Origin of the sequence: Novosphingobium fluoreni (assembly GCF_014196615.1) — a bacterium.
Lineage (GTDB): Bacteria > Pseudomonadota > Alphaproteobacteria > Sphingomonadales > Sphingomonadaceae > Novosphingobium > Novosphingobium fluoreni.
On the sequence record NZ_JACIDY010000006.1, the window covers coordinates 26,031 to 42,027 of the forward strand.

Sequence of the window (15,997 nt, forward strand, 5' to 3'; positions counted from 1 at the left end):
GCTCTTGGGCGACCTCACGGCCATGGAGCGCCTGGGCGCGGCCATCGCCGCCGTCTTGCGGCCTGACGATGTGGTGGCGCTCTCCGGTGGGTTGGGCGCGGGCAAGACCACGCTGGCGCGCGCCGTGATCGCCGGGTTGGGGCATGCGGGCGAGGTGCCGTCACCCAGTTTCGCGATCATTGAACTGTACGAGCCGCCATCGGTCCGTTTGCCGGTGGTGCACGCGGACTTCTATCGCCTGGCCGATCCGGCTGAGGTGGAAGAGATCGGCCTGGATGACTATCGCCAGGGCGCGGCGCTGATCGCCGAGTGGCCCGAACAGGCGGGCGGCTTCGCGCACGAGGCTGGTTGTCTGTCGATTACGCTGCGTCCTGAACAAGAAGATGGGGGCGGCGGCAGGATCGCCGTTGTCGAGGGTGGGGGCGATTGGCTAGAGCGCCTGCCATGGCTGATGCAATCGATCCCCCCAGCACCGTGAGTCTGCCCGGCGGCGTTCACGCATTCCTCGCTCGGGCCGGCTGGTCCGACGCGGCGATCGAGCCTCTGCCCGGGGATGCCTCGTTCCGCCGCTACTTCCGCATTCGGCGCGATGGCCGCACCAGCCTGCTAATGGACGCGCCGCCCCCGAACGAGGACCCCGCACCGTTCCTGCGTGCGGCGCACTGGCTGGATGACAACGGGATGCGTGCACCGCATATCCTGGCCGAGGATGCCGCCAAGGGTCTGGTCCTTCTGGAGGATTTCGGCACCGACCGCATGCGCGACTATCTGGATACGCACCCTGCCGACGAGATCGAGGTCTATGGCGGCGCGATCGATGCGTTGGTGCAGCTTCACCGGCTGCCGCCGGGACCGTTCCTGGACTATTCCTTGAGCGAATACCTGCGCGAAGTGCGTCTGTTCACCGAGTGGTACTGTCCTGCGCAGAATCTCTATGCCGATGCGGCGGGATATACCGCGGCGTGGGAGGCTACCCTGGCCGACCTGCTGCCCCGCCAGCGCCCCGGTGTAACCGTTCTGCGCGATTATCATGCGGAAAACATCATGTTGCTGGGCGCGCTGAACCGGCAGGGGCTGCTGGATTTCCAAGACGCGCTGGTGGGCCATCCGGCCTATGATCTGGTCTCTCTGCTGCAGGATGCGCGGCGCGATGTTTCGGCGGAAGTAGAGACGGCGATGATCGAGCGCTACTTGGCGGCAACCGGCGCTGACCGGGAAACTTTCCTCGCAGATTATGCGCGGCTGGGCGCACAAAGGAACATCAAGATCGTGGGCATTTTCGTGCGGCTGTGGAAGCGCGACGGCAAGCGGCGCTACCTCGACTTGATCCCGCGCGTTTGGCGGCAGCTGGAACGTGACTTGTCCCACCCGGCGCTCGCGCGCGTGGAGGAATGGTTCGCGGCTAACGTGCCCGCAACCTTGCGCCAGGCCGACGGCGGAGCGTTCGCGGCATGAGCGCGCCGCTCGCCAGCGACACCGCGATGGTCCTTGCCGCCGGGATCGGCAAGCGGATGCGTCCGCTGACCGCGACGCAGCCCAAGCCTCTGGTGCGCGTCGCCGGCAAACCGCTGATCGACTATGCGCTGGATCAACTGGGCGCGGCTGGTGTGAGCAAGGCGGTGGTCAACGTCCACTACCTGGCGGATGCGCTGGAAGCCCATCTACGCGGCCGCCGGAGCAAGGCTCCGACCACGATCGTCTCGGATGAGCGCGAACTGCTGCTGGAAACCGGCGGCGGCATGGTGAATGCCAAGGAGATGCTGCCCGATCCCTTTTTCGCGCTGAACAGCGACAACATCTGGGTTGATGGGCCGCGCAACGCCTTCACCGAGCTCTCCGCCGCCTGGGATGCCGAGCGGATGGACGCGCTGCTGCTGCTGGTGCCGCATGCGCGCGCGCTGAACTACAAGGGCAAGGGCGATTTCCACTTGGACGGCATGGGCCGGGTTGCGCGGCGTCGTTCGGGGCGGATCGCGCCGTTCATTTACTCGGGCATCCAGTTGGTCTCGCATCGGCTGTTGAGGGATGCGCCGGAGGGCGCATTCTCCACCAATGTCCTGTGGAATCGCGCGATCGAGGAAGGGCGGCTCTACGGGGTGTCGCATACCGGTGTGTGGTTCGAAGTGGGTGATCCAGGCGCGATTGCTCCGACCGAGGCGTGGCTGACGCGTGCGTGATCGCTTTTGATCAGTTGGATTGGCCCGATGTCACGGATGACCACGATCGGCATTGAGCCCGGTACGGGGCTGGTTTTTGCCTGATCGCGGCGCGCCCCAGATATATTCCATCGCGGCGCATCGCGGCTTTGCCGATGCGCTCGTCGCTGGCCTTGTGCCGCGCTACGCAGAGCCCGATTTCGGCCTAGCGCGCCTGACCTTGCTGCTGCCCAGTCGCCGCGCGGTGCGCACGGTGACCGAGGCGATGATCCGGCACTCCGGCGCGGGAATGCTGCTGCCGCGCATGGCGGTGGTGGGGGATATCGATCTGGACGAGACGCTGGGCCCGCTGCTCGATCCCCTGGGCGCGGCCGATGTTCCGCCCGCCGCCGATCCGACGCGCCGCTGGCTCCGCCTGGCCGATCACTTGCGCACCGTGGAGGGCGATGCTGCGGGCGAGGGGCCGGCGTTGCTGCGCCGCGCGTTCGAGATCGGGCGGACGATGGATCGTCTGGCCGTGGAAGGCATCGCGCCGGTCGATCTCATGTCGGATGAGGTTATCGGCATCGTCGGCGAACTGGCCGAGCATTGGCGCGATGCCACGCGCACGTTCCTGATGGTGCAGCAATACTGGATCGCCGATCTCGCCGCGCGGGGCGAAGTGGACGGGCCGGAGCGGCGCAATCGCTTGTTCGACCATGCTGCCCTGCGCTGGAGCGGGGCCGCCCCGGCCAGCCCGATCGTGGCGGCGGGCGTCACCAGTGCCTCGCCCGCCCTGGCGCGGTTGCTGCGCGTGGTCTCTCAATTGCCGCGCGGTGCAGTGATTTTGCCGGACCTGGACCTTTCGCTAGACACGGAAGTCTGGGCAGCGTTGGGCACCGCCGGCAGTCCTGCCGAGCCGGGCGATCCGCCGTTCGGCCGGGGCGATGCCGTGGCGCATCCGCAGTATCATCTCAAGCTGCTGCTGAACCGCATGGGCATCGCGCGGGACGAGGTACAGCCCTGGCACCGTGCGGGCCTCGCCGCCGCGCCGCCAGAGCGCAGCAGGGCAATCTCCAACTTGTTCCTGCCCGCGGAGCCATCAGCGCGTTGGAACCGCCTTGAGGCGAAAGAGCGACGCCTGGCTGGGGTTCGGCTAATGGAAAGCGCTACTCCCGCGGGTGAGGCAAGCGCGATCGCCGTGTTGATCCGGGAAGCTCTGGAAGTGCCCGAGCGGCGCGTTGCGCTGATCACGCCGGACCGTAACCTGGCAGGCCGCATCGTCGCGCAACTGGCGCGGTGGGGCATTGTCGCGGACGATACGGCGGGCCGTCCCCTGCCCCAGACGGCGGCAGCGCGCGTGTTGCTGCTGCTGGCCGAAGTCATTGCCGAGCAGGCAGCACCGGTGCCGCTGATCGCCTTGCTGACGCATCCTCTGGTGGCTGCGGGGGAAGGGCGCGCAGCCTGGTTGGAGAATGCGCGGACGCTCGACCTCGCGCTCAGGGGGCCGCGTCCCGGACCGGGGCTCGCACCGCTGCGGGCCAAAGCCGAAGCATCCGATCTGCTCGCGTGGTGGGCGGGGGTGGAGGCCGTGCTTGCGCCGCTGATGGCACTGAGCGCGCAAACCCCGCTAGCCCAACTGATCGACGCGCTGGCCGCCGCCGGAGAAGCGCTTTGCGGTGAAGGCCTTTGGAGCCGCCCGGATGGCCGCGCCTTGGCGCAATTCGTGGAGGAACTGCGCGAGGCGGCGCGGCAGGTCAACACGCGCCTCGATCCGGCGGACGTCCATTCGGTGCTGCGCGATGCGATGGACCGCGTTTCGGTCAGGCCGCCATGGGGCGGTCATCCCCGCGTTTCGATCTATGGCCTGTTGGAAGCGCGCATGAGCCGCGCCGATCTGGTCATCTGCGGCGGGCTGGTAGAGGGCATCTGGCCTGCGAGCCCCACGCCCGACGCGTTGCTACCGCCTGCGCTGCTGCGCGCGCTGGGCGTGCCAGGCGCCGATTTTCGCATCGGCCTGTCCGCCCACGACCTTGCCGCCGCGCTGGGTGCGCCGGAAGTGGTGCTGAGCTGGGCGCGGCGGGACGAGGGTTCGCCGGTCATCCCCTCGCGCTTCGTGCTGCGCGTGAAAGCCATGCTGGGCGACAAGGCGGCGCGGGATATGGCCGAGCAGGATGCCGTCCGGTTGGCCCGCATGCTGGATGATCCACCACCGGCGCCGCCCTATCCCCGGCCGCAGCCGATGCCCGATGATGTGCAGCGCAAGGTGGCGCTTTCCGTCACCGGGCTCGATCGACTGCGCGGCGATCCTTACCAGTTCTACGCCAACGCGATCCTGCGGCTGCGGTCGCTGGACGGCCTGGATGCAGAGCCCAGCGCTGCCTGGAAGGGAACGGCGGTGCACGCCATTCTCGATCGCTGGCACAAGGCGGGCGAGCCGGCCGGGATGCTGCGCGTCACCGCCGAGACCGTGATGGACGAGATGAGCGCGCACCCCTTGATGCGCGCCCTGTGGCGGCCGCGCCTGCTGGCCGGGCTCGACTGGATCGGCGAAGAGATCGCCAGCCAGCGCGGCGAAGGGCGCGTGGGCCTGGCCACCGAGGCGGATGGCGCGATCGACTGGCGCGGCGTGCGGCTTCATGGCCGGGCCGACCGGATCGACCGTTGCGCCGATGGCAGCCTGGCGGTGGTAGATTACAAGACCGGCCAGCCGCCCTCCGCCCGCCGCGTGGAGGAGGGGTTCGCGCTGCAGTTGGGGCTGATCGGCCTGATCGCCAGCCGGGGTGGCTTCAAGGACATCGCGGGCGAGGCGGAGCGTTTCGAATACTGGTCACTCGCCAAGCGCCCGGGGCAGGATCGCTTCGGTTACTGGGCGGAGCCGGTGCTGGAAGGCACGAAGAAGTCTGGCATCCCGCGCGATCGTTTCCTGGCCGAAACTGCGCGGTATCTCGATGACGCACTGGACCGCTGGATCTTGGGTGACGAGCCGTTCACCGCGCGGCTCAATCCCGACCTTCCCGGCTATGCCGACTACGATCAGCTGATGCGCCTGGACGAATGGATCGCGCAGCTGGGCAGCCGGACGCAGGACTCGGCATGAGCACGCCGCACAAGCTGCACGGCAGCCAGATGCTGGCGGTGGAGCCGCAGGACACGGTCTGGCTTTCGGCTTCGGCCGGAACCGGCAAGACGCAAGTGCTCTCATCACGCGTGCTGCGCCTGCTGCTGCAGCCGGGCGTCGACCCGTCGCAGATCCTGTGCCTCACTTTCACCAAGGCGGGTGCGACCGAGATGGCGGCGCGCATCAATGAGAAGCTGGCCCGCTGGGTCCGCCTCAGCGATACGGAGCTTGCAGCGGAACTGCAGGCGATCGGGGCGGATTTCCGGCCGGACGCATTGCGGCATGCGCGCACGTTGTTTGCCGCCGTTCTCGATTCGCCGGGCGGGGGGCTGCGGATCGATACGATCCATGCATTCTCGCAGTGGTTGCTGGCGGCGTTTCCGCTGGAGTCCGGGTTGCTGCCCGGCACGCGGCCGATGGAGGATCGTGAGCGGGTCTTGCTCGCCCGGCAGGTCTTGGCCGACCTGCTGGTCAGTGCCGAGGCGGACCCGCTGGGTGATCCGCAACTGCTGACCGCCGTGTCCGACCTCTCGCTGCGGTTGGGACCGGATGCGGTGCAAGCGTTCCTCCTGCGCTGCGCGTCGGCACGGGAGGCGTGGTTCGGGCCAGGCAGTTGGCAGGAGCCGATGCGGCCCCACGTGCTGCGGCTGCTGGGCCTGCCCGGCGATGCTGATGAAGACTGGCTGGCCGCCAAGCTGGGCGACGATGCCTTTGATATTGCGTCCCTGCGGCAATGCCTGGACGTCAATCGCGGATGGAAGGCCGCGAAGGGCCAAAAGGCCGCCGAAGCCATCGGCGCATGGCTGGCGGGCTCCTTGACGCAGCGGCGTGAAGGTCTGGCTGCGCTGGCCGACGTGTTCCTCACCAAGAAGGGCGAGCCCCGCTCCACCACCTCGCTGGAAAAGCTGGATGCCGAGTACCCGACGTATTGCTCACGCGTGATCGCCGGTTTGGCGGAGGTCAGCCAGGCCGCGGCGATGCTCGATCTGGCGGAGCGGCTGGTGCCGGCGCTGCGCCTTGGCCGGGCTTTCGCGCTGGCCTGGGACGAGGCGAAGAAGCGTGAAGGGCTGATCGACTTCGACGACCAGATCCGCCAAGCCGCGGCGTTGCTGGGGCGGCGCGAACTGTCGGACTGGATACGCTACAAGCTGGACCGGCGCTTCGATCATATCCTGGTGGACGAAGCGCAGGACACCAACACGGCGCAGTGGGACATCGTCTTCGCCATGGCCGAGGAGTTCTGGGCGGGCGAGGGCCAGCGTGCCGATCGCCTGAGCACGCTGTTCGTAGTGGGAGATTACAAGCAGGCGATCTTCCGTTTCCAGGGCACCAGCCCCGAGAATTTCCGCCATGCCGCCGATCGCGTGCGTGCCACCATGCGCGCGGCGGCTTTGGATGGGGACTGGGAGCCGGAGGGCCGCCGTCCGCGCGAGCTGCAGGACCTGGGCCTTGATCGCAGCTTTCGCACGGCGCAAGTCGTGCTCGATTTCGTTGACAAGGCACTTCAGGCGATCGGGCACGACGGGGTGGGGCTGGACCGTCCAGCAGAGCGCCATGTCGGCCAGGACAGGCCCGGCGTGGTCACGCTATGGCAGCCGATCGGAGCCGCATCGGACGAGCCGGAGGATGAGCCCGAGGAAGGCGCGGAGACGTGGCTTTCGCGCCCGGATCGGCAGCTGGCAGACCGGATCGCGCAGCAGGTGAAGGCATGGGTCGATCCTTCCGGGCCTGGCTTTCGCCTGCACAAGGATCGGCAGCGCCGGGCCGAAGCGGGCGACATCATGGTGCTGGTCCGCAAGCGCAAGGAACTGGCTGGGCTAATCGTGGCGCGGCTGCACGCCTTGGGCGTACCCGTGGCCGGCGTAGACCGCTTGCGGCTGGGTGCGCCGCTGGCCGTGAAGGACCTGGTGGCCGCGCTGCGCTTTGCCGCGCAACCGCTGGACGATCTCAACCTGGCGAATCTCCTGGTCTCTCCGTTGATGGGGTGGAGCCAGGAGATGCTGCTGGAGCACGGCTACCGCCCGCCTGGCCCACGCCGCGCGTTGTGGGCGCATCTGCGGGCCTCGCCCGATCCGCTCGTACGCGAGAGCGTGGCGCGGCTGTTCGGCCTGTTGGATCTGGCTGATTTCGAGCCGCCGCATGTGCTGTTGCAATGGCTGCTGTCCGGACCCTGGCAGGGGCGGCGCAAGCTGGTGGCGCGGCTGGGGGCGGAGGCCAACGATCCGATCGACGAACTTGTGAACGCCGCAATGGCCTACACCCTGACCGCCACCCCCAGCGTCGTGGGCTTCCTGGCGTGGTTCGATGCCGGCGATGGCGAGTTGAAGCGCGAGGCGGATAACGCCACCGGGCTGGTGCGGGTGATGACCGTCCACGGGTCGAAGGGATTGCAGGCGCCGATCGTCATTCTGGCCGATGCCACCGGCAACCCGGACGAAAGCCGCGATCGCGGGCTGGACTTGCCCGATCCCTTCGATGCCGCCCGCTTGATCCCGCTGCCGCCGCTGCGCAAGGACGAGAAGATCGGCCGGATCGCCGCCGAGCTTGAGCGTGTAAAGATCGCCGAGATGCAGGAGCATTGGCGGCTGCTCTACGTGGCCATGACCCGGGCGGAGGAAGCCCTGTTCATCGGCGGCGCGCTGGGCCCCAAGGACAAGGGCCAGGCCGCGCCGAACAGCTGGTATGCGCGGCTGGAGGCGCTGTATCCGGCGGACGCCGCCGTGGCCGATCCGATCTGGGATAGCCGCCGGGATTGGGGCACGCCGCCGCAGCCCATGTCGTCGCAGCCCCACGGCGACTTTCCGCAGTTGCCTTTGCCCGATCCGGTGCCGCCGCTGTTGCTGCGCCCGCCGCCGGCAGAGCCTTTGCCGCCACGTCCGCTCGCCCCGTCTGCTTTGGGGGAAGAGGCCGCGCCCGATCCGCCACTGCCACCCGGAGCGGCGCTGGACGCGGCTCGCCGGGGCAGCCTGATGCATCGCCTGCTCGAACGGCTCCCCGAGATCGCGGTCGATCGGCAGGAGGCCGCGGCGATGCAGTGGCTTGAGCGCAATGCGGCGGAGTTCAGCGGGGAGGACCGCCAGGACATGGTCCGCGCAACGCTGGGCATCGTGGCGGACCCGCAATGGGCGGCGCTGTTCGGCCCGAGCAGTCTGGCCGAAGTGCCGTTTTCCGCGATCGTCGGCGGGCAGGTGATTGCCGGAACCGTCGATCGTCTGCTGGTGGACGACAAGGCCATCCGCATCATCGACTACAAGACGGCGCGACGGCCGCCGGCGTCGTTGGATGACGTGCCCGTGGCGACCTTGCGACAAATGGCCGCCTATGCCGCCGCGCTGGCGGCGATCTATCCCGGGCGCACGGTGGAGGCGGCGGTGCTCTACACCGCTACGCCTCGCCTCATCGCCATTCCAGCGGACTGGCTCGAAAGCCACAAGCCGGCCTTGGCGACATCGGAGTAAAGGTTTAGCCGCGGCATCTTTGCCTCACGGCCGTTCGTTCCTAAATTGCTGCCCGACATTTCTATTGGAGAACATACAATGCCCACCGTTGCCGTGACCGACGACAGCTTCGAAGCCGACGTCCTGAAGTCCGACAAGCCCGTTCTGGTCGACTTCTGGGCGGAATGGTGCGGTCCGTGCAAGATGATTGGCCCGTCGCTGGAAGAGATCAGCGAGGAACTGGGCGACAAGGTGACGATCGCCAAGATGGACATCATGGCCAACACCGACGTTCCGGGCCGCATCGGCGTGCAGTCGATCCCGCTGATGGTGCTGTTCAAGGATGGCAAGCCGGTCGCCCAAAAGCTTGGCGCTGCACCCAAGAGCGCGCTGAAGGGCTGGCTGGAAAGCGAGCTTTAAGGTCTAAAACGACACCCGTCTCCTCCGGTTACAAGGGGGCGGGTGTTCTTGATTGCATGCCGTGATTTAAGCCTGAACCCTGAACCTCTCCATTCCCACCGTCGCGAGAGTGACGAATTTAGGGATGTTCTTCTACCTTGGTCAGCTTCCCGGCAGGTTCGCCAAGCGCTCAGCCAGGTCGTCCCACAAGGCGGGCGTGGCCGCGCCGATCATGCCGCGCCGTTCCCACTCGTCCACCCGATAGGCGCTGCCGTCCGGCCGTGCGGCGCGACCGCCGGCCTCGTTGAGAAACAGGACACCGGCGGCATGATCCCAGGGCAAGGTGCGATTGAACACTGATACATCGTTGGTGCCCAGCACCAGCCGGGGATACTGCTCCGCCGCGCAACGCGGGATGTCCACCATGCGATAATGCGGCGCGATGTGTTCCAGTACCAGGGCTCGCTCGACCGGCTCCAGATAAACGGTGGAAAGCGCCACGACGGGCGGTTGTTCACCACTCGCCGCTGCAGTCATGCGTTCACCGTCGATGAACGCGCCGCCGCCCCGTGCGGCATGGCAGAATCGGCCCGTCAGGCAATCCAGTATCCAGCCACCGATCGCCTGCCCGCTATCGGCCAGCGCCACCAACACTCCGAACGGAGGCTTGCCCGCCGCGAAGTTGTTGGTGCCGTCCAGCGGATCGATGATCCAGCACAGGCCATCGCGCAGTCGCTCGAACACGGCGGCGTCGGCGAAGGTCGCTTCCTCTCCGACCACCTGCGCTTCGGGCAGCAAATCGGCGAGCATGCCGCTCAACAGCGTCTCGCTCTCGGTATCGGCGATGGTGACGACGTCGTCCGCTGCCTTGCTGATGATCTGCCCCTCTGCCAGCGTGCGATAACGGGGCACGATCGCGGTTTGCGAGGCGTGGCGCATGATCGCCTCGACCTGGGCGGTGAAGGCTGGGGTGATATCGGGCTTGTTCATGTCAGCGGGATCGCCACTTGCGCGCGGAAGGCGGCTCGAATGCTCAGCCGTTGGTACCAGTCGGCGATCGCGGGAAACTCGGGGCGCTCGATCGGCAGGTTGAACCATGTGTAGGCATAGACGCCCATAGGGATATCGCCGATGCCGAAATCCGCGCCCGAAAGCCATGGCGTCTCGCCCAGATAGCGCTCCACGATGGCCAACAGCGGTAAACAATTGCCAACCGACGCAGCGATGCGGGCCGGGTCACGCTGATCCTCGGGCGTGCGCACCAGCTGCTTGAAGGCATCGCGCTGCGCGTCCGCATACGTGAACTGCCAGTCCAGCCAGCGATCGGCGATGGCGCGCGTTGCAGCATCGGCGGGCCACCATCGGTCACCGCCGTACTCCGCCGCCAGATAGCGCAGGATCGCGTTCGATTCCCACAGCGTTACCTTGCCGTCCTCGATCGTGGGGATCAGCGCGTTCGGGTTCTTTGCGAGATAATTCGCATCCATCCCGAACGGACCGCCCACATCGATACGCTGAGAGTCCAAGCCGATCTCATCGGCCAGCCACGCGACTTTCTTGACGTTGTGCGAGTTCAGCCGGCCCCAGATCGTCAGCATCGCGTCAGCTCCGATAATCGGCGTTGATCGAGATGTAGCCATGCGTCAGGTCGCAGGTCCACACCTGGGCGCGCCCTTCGCCCAAGCCCAGATCGACCTCCACGGTCACGTCTTGCCCTTTGAGATGCGCGGCCACCGGGGCCTCGTCATAGTCGGCCAGCGGCAGCCCGTCTCGCGCGGCCCAGACGCCGCCGAAGCCTATCGAAAGCTTGTCTCGATCGGCGGGTTCGCCGGCCTTGCCCACAGCCATGACGACGCGGCCCCAGTTGGCATCCTCACCCGCGATGGCGGTCTTCACCAAAGGCGAGTTGGCGATGGCCAGGCCGACGCGGTGCGCGCTTTCATCCGACACCGCGCCCGAAACCGTGACGGCGATGAACTTGCTGGCGCCTTCGCCATCGCGCACGACGAGGTGGGCGAGCTGGCGGCACACGTCATGCATCGCGGCGGCGAAGGCATCGGCACCCGCATCATCGACGCTGGAGAGCGGCGCGTTGCCCGCGTGCCCGGTAGCAAAGGCCAGCACGGTATCGCTGGTTGAGGTGTCGCTATCGACCGTGATGCACGAGAATGTGCGCGTGTTTGCGGCGGAGAGGCACTCCTGAAGGAAGCCCGGCGTCACGGCCGCGTCGGTGAACAGATAGCCAAGCATCGTCGCCATGTCCGGCGCGATCATTCCCGAACCCTTGATGATGGCGCTGATCGTCACTTTCACGCCACCGATCATCGCCGTCGCGGTGGCACCCTTGGGAAACGTGTCGGTGGTGGAGATGGTGCGCGCGGCATCCTCCCAGCTGCAGGACGGCACGGCCAGCGCGTTCGCCACGCCTTCGCGCGCCTTGTCCTTGGGTAGCGGCACGCCGATCACACCGGTCGACGAGACGAAGACCTGCTCCTTCGCGCAGCCGAGATGATCGGCCACTTGCGCCATGATCTGCTCCACCGCCTCGCGCCCGCGATACCCTGTGAAGGCGTTGGAATTGCCCGCGTTGACGATCAAGGCGCGCGCTTGCCCCTGGACGATGTTCTGGCGGCCAAGCTCCACTTCGCTGGAGCAGCAGACGTTGCGCGTGAATACGCCCGCAACCGTGGTGCCTTCCGCCAGCTCGACATAGGTCAGGTCGCAGCGGCCCCAGTTCTTGTATCCGGCGCGGGCGATGCGCGGGGTGACGCCAGCGATGGCGGGCAGATCGGGGAAGGGGGTGGCGAGCGGGGAGATGGCGTCTGACATGCCAGCGCTCATAGTCGCTGGTGTGGATCAGGTATAGCCGGGTTGGCCGCTGGAATTTGCAGGGGTAGGGGCGGCGCGCGATGGTTGCCGCTTGGATCGCGTGAACCCTTTCGCGATGCGGCTGTTTGCCAAGACCATCGCGGCCACCAGTGTCAGGACGATTGCCGCCACGGGGGCCAGGGACGGGGGCAACACACCTTTTACGGCCAGCGTGTTCGCCCCATCCATCAACGGGACATGCAGCGCGTAGAGCGGCCAGGATGCGGCACCGGCCCGGCGCATCGCCGGGTGCAGGCCTTCGGGTGGATCGGCAGCGATGGCGATGATCAGAACCGGCCCGAAGGCCAGCAGAACCGCCATATCCAGCAATCCGTTCGGGGCAGGAGCGCGTCCCGGTCCGATCAGCAAAACGGCCAGCAAGGCAAGCGGCAACCACCATGGCGCGCGTATCCGAGCGATGATCGCGGGGGCCAGGCGCGCGATGACGCAGCCCAGCGTATAGGCATAGCCGATCCGCAGTATGCCCAGCTGCCACCCCGGATACATCGGCCCGAAGGTCATCTCCCCCTTCATTCCGGCGATCGCGAACAGCATCAGCCAGGCCGAGGTGGATAGCAGCAGCAGCATCCGCGCCGGCAGTCGCCGCAGCTCCAGCGCATGGGCGACGTTGGCGATCAACTCCAGCAGCAGCGACCATTGCGGGCCATTGAGCGGGAAAATCGGGCTGCGCACCACCATCGACGGCAGCAGGAGCAGGGCGAGCGTGAAGGAAAGGGCCAGCGCTTGCGAGTCAACGCCGCGCATCCAGGCGGTGCCAAGGCCGATCACCGATCCCAGCGCCATCATCGGCCAAAGTCGCCCGATCCGGGCGACGATGAAGCCAGTGGCGGCGCTACCGTCGCGTTGCTTGCCCTCGACACTGGCGGTCAGGACGAAGCCGCTGAGCATGAAGAAGAAATCCACCGCCAGCTCGGTATGGCGGAACAGCGGCAGCCCGCCGAAGATGACGTCGACGTGGAACAGCAGAACCAGCAAAGCGGCCAGCGCGCGCATGGCGTCCAGCAGCGGCATTCGGGCAGGAAGGGCGCGTGGATCGCAGGTCACCGCTTCGTGTTAGCGGCGACACCTTGCGTTTTCGATAAGCGACGCCGCCGGCCTGGCAGCGTCGCTTATGGCGTCACTTGATCGGGCAATCCGGCGCAAGGCGCATGTCGAGGTAGTTGTCGACCGAGCGCATCATGTCGGGCATCTCGTTCTCGAAGAAGTGGTTGGCCCGCGGGATCTCATCATGGTGGATGGTGATGTGCTTTTGCGTGCGCAGCTTGTCGACCAGCTTCTGCACCGCGTTGGGCGTCGCCACCGTGTCAGCGGTTCCTTGCACGATGATGCCAGAGGCCGGGCAAGGCGCCAGGAAGCTGAAATCGTACATGTTGGCCGGCGGGGCGACCGAGATGAAGCCGCGAATCTCCGGCCGGCGCATCAGCAACTGCATGCCGATCAGCGCGCCGAAGCTGAATCCTGCGATCCAGGTCGTGGATGCTTCGGGATGGATCGACTGAACCCAATCGAGCGCGGCGGCCGCGTCAGACAGTTCGCCTATGCCGTTGTCAAAGCTGCCCTGGCTGCGGCCCACGCCGCGAAAGTTGAAGCGCAGAGTGGCGAAGCCGCGGTTGACGAACGTCTTGTAGAGGTGCTGGGTGATACGGTCGTTCATGGTCCCGCCCGCTTGCGGATGGGGATGCAGAATCATCGCCACCGGTGCGCGGGGACGGGTGGCGGGCTGGAAACGACCTTCGAGCCGGCCTTCGGGACCAGGAAAAATGACTGCGGGCATTGCTGTGTATGGACCTGACTTTGCATGTCACCTGCCAATGCCCGAAGAACGGGCTTGCGGCGGGTGCGAAACGATGAACTGGCGCTATATAGAATTATTGCCTCAGAAAACAACTTAGACGCAGGATGACCAGCGAGCGCCTTTATCTCGACCATGCGGCCTCCGCGCCGCTGCAGCCGCAAGCCCGCGATGCGTGGCTGGAAGGCGTGCGGATATGGGCCAATCCCTCCAGCCCGCACGGCCCCGGTCGCGCGGCGCGGGCGGCCTTGGAAGATGCGCGAGAGCGGCTGAAAAGCGCCTTCTGCTGGAGCGGGGAAGTCGTCTTCACTTCGGGCGCGAGCGAGGCCTTGGCCATCGCGCTCCAGCGCTGCGTGATGGAGGTGGCCGCGACCAGTGCGGTGGAGCATGATGCGGTCCTGCGGCTGACCCCCGATGCGGATCGCCTGCCGGTCGGACGAGACGGGCTGGTCGAGCCGCTGGCTGCTGCCCGGCCCGGACTGGTGGCGGTACAACAGGTCAATAACGAGACCGGCGTGATCCAGCCTTTGGACGCGATTGCGCCGATGGTGCGGAACGCGGGCGGCCTGCTGCTGGCGGATTGCGCCCAAAGTGCGGGGAAACTTGATCTTCCCGATGCGGACCTGATCGCGATTTCGGCGCACAAGTTCGGCGGCCCGATCGGTATGGGCGCTTTGCTGGTTAAGGATTGGGCGATGCTGCGCCCGACGGGTGGGCAAGAGCGTGGCTATCGGCCCGGCACCGAGAACCTGCCCGGCGCTCTGGCCATGGTCGCCGCGCTGGATACAGGTGCCGAGTGGCTGGTGAGCGCTGCCGCGTTGCGGGCGGAGCTCGAGCAGGCCATCGTCCAGGCAGGTGGCGAGGTTATTGCCGGCGCGTCGCCTCGTCTGCCTACGATCGGGGCTTATCGCATGCCCGGCGTCCCCGCCGCCGTCCAACTGATCCGCTTCGACAGCCAGGGGATCGCGGTTTCTGCGGGCAGCGCATGCTCGTCAGGCAGCCTGAAGGCCAGCCATGTGCTGACGGCGATGGAGGTCGCAGGCGCGTCAGAGGTGGTCCGCGTCAGCATCGGGCCAGAGACGACGCGGGAGAATATCGCGCGTTTCGTAACCGCGTGGGCGGACATGGCGCGGGGCCGAGCCGCGGCATGATCTATCTCGATTATCAGGCCACCACTCCGATCGCTCCCGAGGCGCGGGACGCGATGCTGCCCTGGCTTGGTGGCCCCGAAGCTGCGGGTTTCGCCAATCCCCACAGCCCCCATCGGCCCGGTCGCGCCGCCGCCGCCGCCGTCGAATTCGCGCGCGAGCAAGTGGCCGGACTTCTGCCGCCGGGTGGGCGAGTGATCTTCACCGGCAGTGCGACCGAAGCGTTGAACCTGGCAATCCTAGGCTCGGGCGCGAAGCGGCTGGCGGTGTCGGCTATCGAACATGCCGCAGTGCTCGATACCGCGCGCTGGGTGCAGCCCGACGCCCGCATCCTGCCGGTCGATCGCGACGGGGTGGTGGACGGCGCGGCCGACCTTAAGGGCCTCGATCTGGTCGCGGTGATGCAGGTGAATAACGAGATCGGAACAGTCCAGCCGATCGATACGCTCGCCGCCGCCGCGCATCGGGAAGGGGCTCTGTTCCTGTGCGATGCCGTGCAGGGTGCAGGCAAGATCGCGCCGCCCGCCTCGGCTGACATGATCGCTCTCTCGGCGCATAAGCTCTATGGCCCCAAGGGGATCGGGGCGCTTTGGGTGCGGGACGGGATTGCCCTTACGCCGTTGATCCACGGTGGCGGGCAGGAGCAGGGCTTGCGGTCTGGCACTCTCAGCCCGGCGCTGTGCGCGGGCTTTGGCGCAGCGGCCGTGCTGGCGCGTGATCGCGCAGAGGCGGACGCGGCGCACATCGATGCCCTCTGGCACCGCGCGCGGGAACTGCTGAGCCGGTGGACGCTTAATGGTTCGCCTGATCGACGCTGGCGGGGCAACCTCAATATCCGGCTGGACGGCCTGGATGTCGCCCGGCTGATGTCGGACTTGCGCGATATCGCGTTTTCCGCTGGTTCGGCATGTGCCAGCGGCTCTGGCCGGCCCAGCCATGTGCTGACCGCGCTGGGCCTAAATCCGAAAGAGGCGAAATCCTCTGTTCGTCTCGGATTTGGGAGATATAGTAGTTACCGGGAAATAGAGGATGCCTGCGCACGTATAGAGGCCGCAGCCGCGGCGCAGGGAGTGTGA

At 67.0% G+C, this 15,997-nt stretch carries 13 protein-coding genes; 8 read left to right on the forward strand and 5 right to left on the reverse strand.

Annotation, left to right across the window (positions count from 1 at the left end; genetic code table 11):
- Positions 1–22 precede the first annotated feature (22 nt).
- The 6 genes from tsaE (at position 23) to trxA (ending at position 9,113) form a co-directional block, all read left to right on the forward strand.
- On the forward strand, positions 23–478 hold the full coding sequence (gene tsaE / locus GGR39_RS12195; protein WP_221226124.1) for a tRNA (adenosine(37)-N6)-threonylcarbamoyltransferase complex ATPase subunit type 1 TsaE: 456 nt from the start codon (positions 23–25) through the stop codon (positions 476–478).
- Positions 445–1,455 carry an aminoglycoside phosphotransferase family protein gene (locus GGR39_RS12200; RefSeq protein ID WP_183617408.1) on the forward strand — a complete coding sequence of 337 codons (1,011 nt, stop codon included), beginning with the start codon at positions 445–447 and terminating at the stop codon, positions 1,453–1,455. Before tsaE ends, GGR39_RS12200 begins: the two co-directional genes overlap by 34 nt.
- The gene (locus GGR39_RS12205) at positions 1,452–2,177 is read left to right on the forward strand and encodes a nucleotidyltransferase family protein (RefSeq protein ID WP_183617409.1); all 726 of its coding nucleotides are present in this window, start codon (positions 1,452–1,454) and stop codon (positions 2,175–2,177) included. The genes GGR39_RS12200 and GGR39_RS12205 overlap by 4 nt, the downstream gene beginning before the upstream one ends.
- A gap of 76 nt (positions 2,178–2,253) precedes the next feature.
- The gene (gene addB, locus GGR39_RS12210; RefSeq protein WP_183617540.1) at positions 2,254–5,235 is read left to right on the forward strand and encodes a double-strand break repair protein AddB; all 2,982 of its coding nucleotides are present in this window, start codon (positions 2,254–2,256) and stop codon (positions 5,233–5,235) included.
- On the forward strand, positions 5,232–8,714 hold the full coding sequence (gene addA, locus GGR39_RS12215; RefSeq protein ID WP_183617410.1) for a double-strand break repair helicase AddA: 3,483 nt from the start codon (positions 5,232–5,234) through the stop codon (positions 8,712–8,714). The genes addB and addA overlap by 4 nt, the downstream gene beginning before the upstream one ends.
- Before the next feature lie 78 nt (positions 8,715–8,792).
- On the forward strand, positions 8,793–9,113 hold the full coding sequence (gene trxA / locus GGR39_RS12220) for a thioredoxin (protein WP_058737986.1): 321 nt from the start codon (positions 8,793–8,795) through the stop codon (positions 9,111–9,113).
- Positions 9,114–9,254: 141 nt separating this feature from the next.
- Here trxA and GGR39_RS12225 read toward each other — a convergent pair whose 3' ends face one another.
- The 5 genes from GGR39_RS12225 to GGR39_RS12245 form a co-directional block, all read right to left on the reverse strand.
- Positions 9,255–10,082: an inositol monophosphatase family protein gene (locus GGR39_RS12225; protein ID WP_183617411.1), complete on the reverse strand. Its 828-nt coding sequence runs from the start codon at positions 10,080–10,082 to the stop codon at positions 9,255–9,257.
- On the reverse strand, positions 10,079–10,690 hold the full coding sequence (locus GGR39_RS12230; protein ID WP_183617412.1) for a glutathione S-transferase family protein: 612 nt from the start codon (positions 10,688–10,690) through the stop codon (positions 10,079–10,081). The genes GGR39_RS12225 and GGR39_RS12230 overlap by 4 nt, the downstream gene beginning before the upstream one ends.
- Before the next feature lie 4 nt (positions 10,691–10,694).
- A complete protein-coding gene (gene argJ / locus GGR39_RS12235) occupies positions 10,695–11,921 on the reverse strand; it encodes a bifunctional glutamate N-acetyltransferase/amino-acid acetyltransferase ArgJ (protein WP_183617413.1) in 1,227 nt (408 codons plus the stop codon).
- A gap of 27 nt (positions 11,922–11,948) precedes the next feature.
- Positions 11,949–12,992, reverse strand: coding sequence for an acyltransferase family protein (locus tag GGR39_RS12240; protein WP_221226119.1), 1,044 nt, complete (start codon positions 12,990–12,992; stop codon positions 11,949–11,951).
- Between the two features lie 106 nt (positions 12,993–13,098).
- A complete protein-coding gene (locus GGR39_RS12245) occupies positions 13,099–13,755 on the reverse strand; it encodes an alpha/beta hydrolase (RefSeq protein WP_058737981.1) in 657 nt (218 codons plus the stop codon).
- 125 nt (positions 13,756–13,880) lie between these two features.
- On the opposite strand from GGR39_RS12245, the gene GGR39_RS12250 reads away from it, so the two are divergent.
- Positions 13,881–14,924 (forward strand): cysteine desulfurase family protein, encoded by a 1,044-nt coding sequence (locus GGR39_RS12250; protein ID WP_183617415.1) that lies wholly within the window; start codon positions 13,881–13,883, stop codon positions 14,922–14,924.
- Complete coding sequence (locus tag GGR39_RS12255; protein WP_183617416.1) at positions 14,921–15,997, forward strand: cysteine desulfurase family protein; 1,077 nt, start codon at positions 14,921–14,923, stop codon at positions 15,995–15,997. Before GGR39_RS12250 ends, GGR39_RS12255 begins: the two co-directional genes overlap by 4 nt.

Coding starts and splice junctions, on each gene's coding strand:
- tsaE (WP_221226124.1), top strand. CDS start 23: ATGGAGCGCCTGGGCGCGGCCATCGCCGCCGTCTTGCGGCCTGACGAT.
- GGR39_RS12200 (WP_183617408.1), top strand. CDS start 445: ATGGCTGATGCAATCGATCCCCCCAGCACCGTGAGTCTGCCCGGCGGC.
- GGR39_RS12205 (WP_183617409.1), top strand. CDS start 1,452: ATGAGCGCGCCGCTCGCCAGCGACACCGCGATGGTCCTTGCCGCCGGG.
- addA (WP_183617410.1), top strand. CDS start 5,232: ATGAGCACGCCGCACAAGCTGCACGGCAGCCAGATGCTGGCGGTGGAG.
- trxA (WP_058737986.1), top strand. CDS start 8,793: ATGCCCACCGTTGCCGTGACCGACGACAGCTTCGAAGCCGACGTCCTG.
- GGR39_RS12225 (WP_183617411.1), bottom strand. CDS start 10,082: ATGAACAAGCCCGATATCACCCCAGCCTTCACCGCCCAGGTCGAGGCG.
- GGR39_RS12230 (WP_183617412.1), bottom strand. CDS start 10,690: ATGCTGACGATCTGGGGCCGGCTGAACTCGCACAACGTCAAGAAAGTC.
- argJ (WP_183617413.1), bottom strand. CDS start 11,921: ATGTCAGACGCCATCTCCCCGCTCGCCACCCCCTTCCCCGATCTGCCC.
- GGR39_RS12240 (WP_221226119.1), bottom strand. CDS start 12,992: ATGCCGCTGCTGGACGCCATGCGCGCGCTGGCCGCTTTGCTGGTTCTG.
- GGR39_RS12245 (WP_058737981.1), bottom strand. CDS start 13,755: ATGCCCGCAGTCATTTTTCCTGGTCCCGAAGGCCGGCTCGAAGGTCGT.
- GGR39_RS12250 (WP_183617415.1), top strand. CDS start 13,881: ATGACCAGCGAGCGCCTTTATCTCGACCATGCGGCCTCCGCGCCGCTG.
- GGR39_RS12255 (WP_183617416.1), top strand. CDS start 14,921: ATGATCTATCTCGATTATCAGGCCACCACTCCGATCGCTCCCGAGGCG.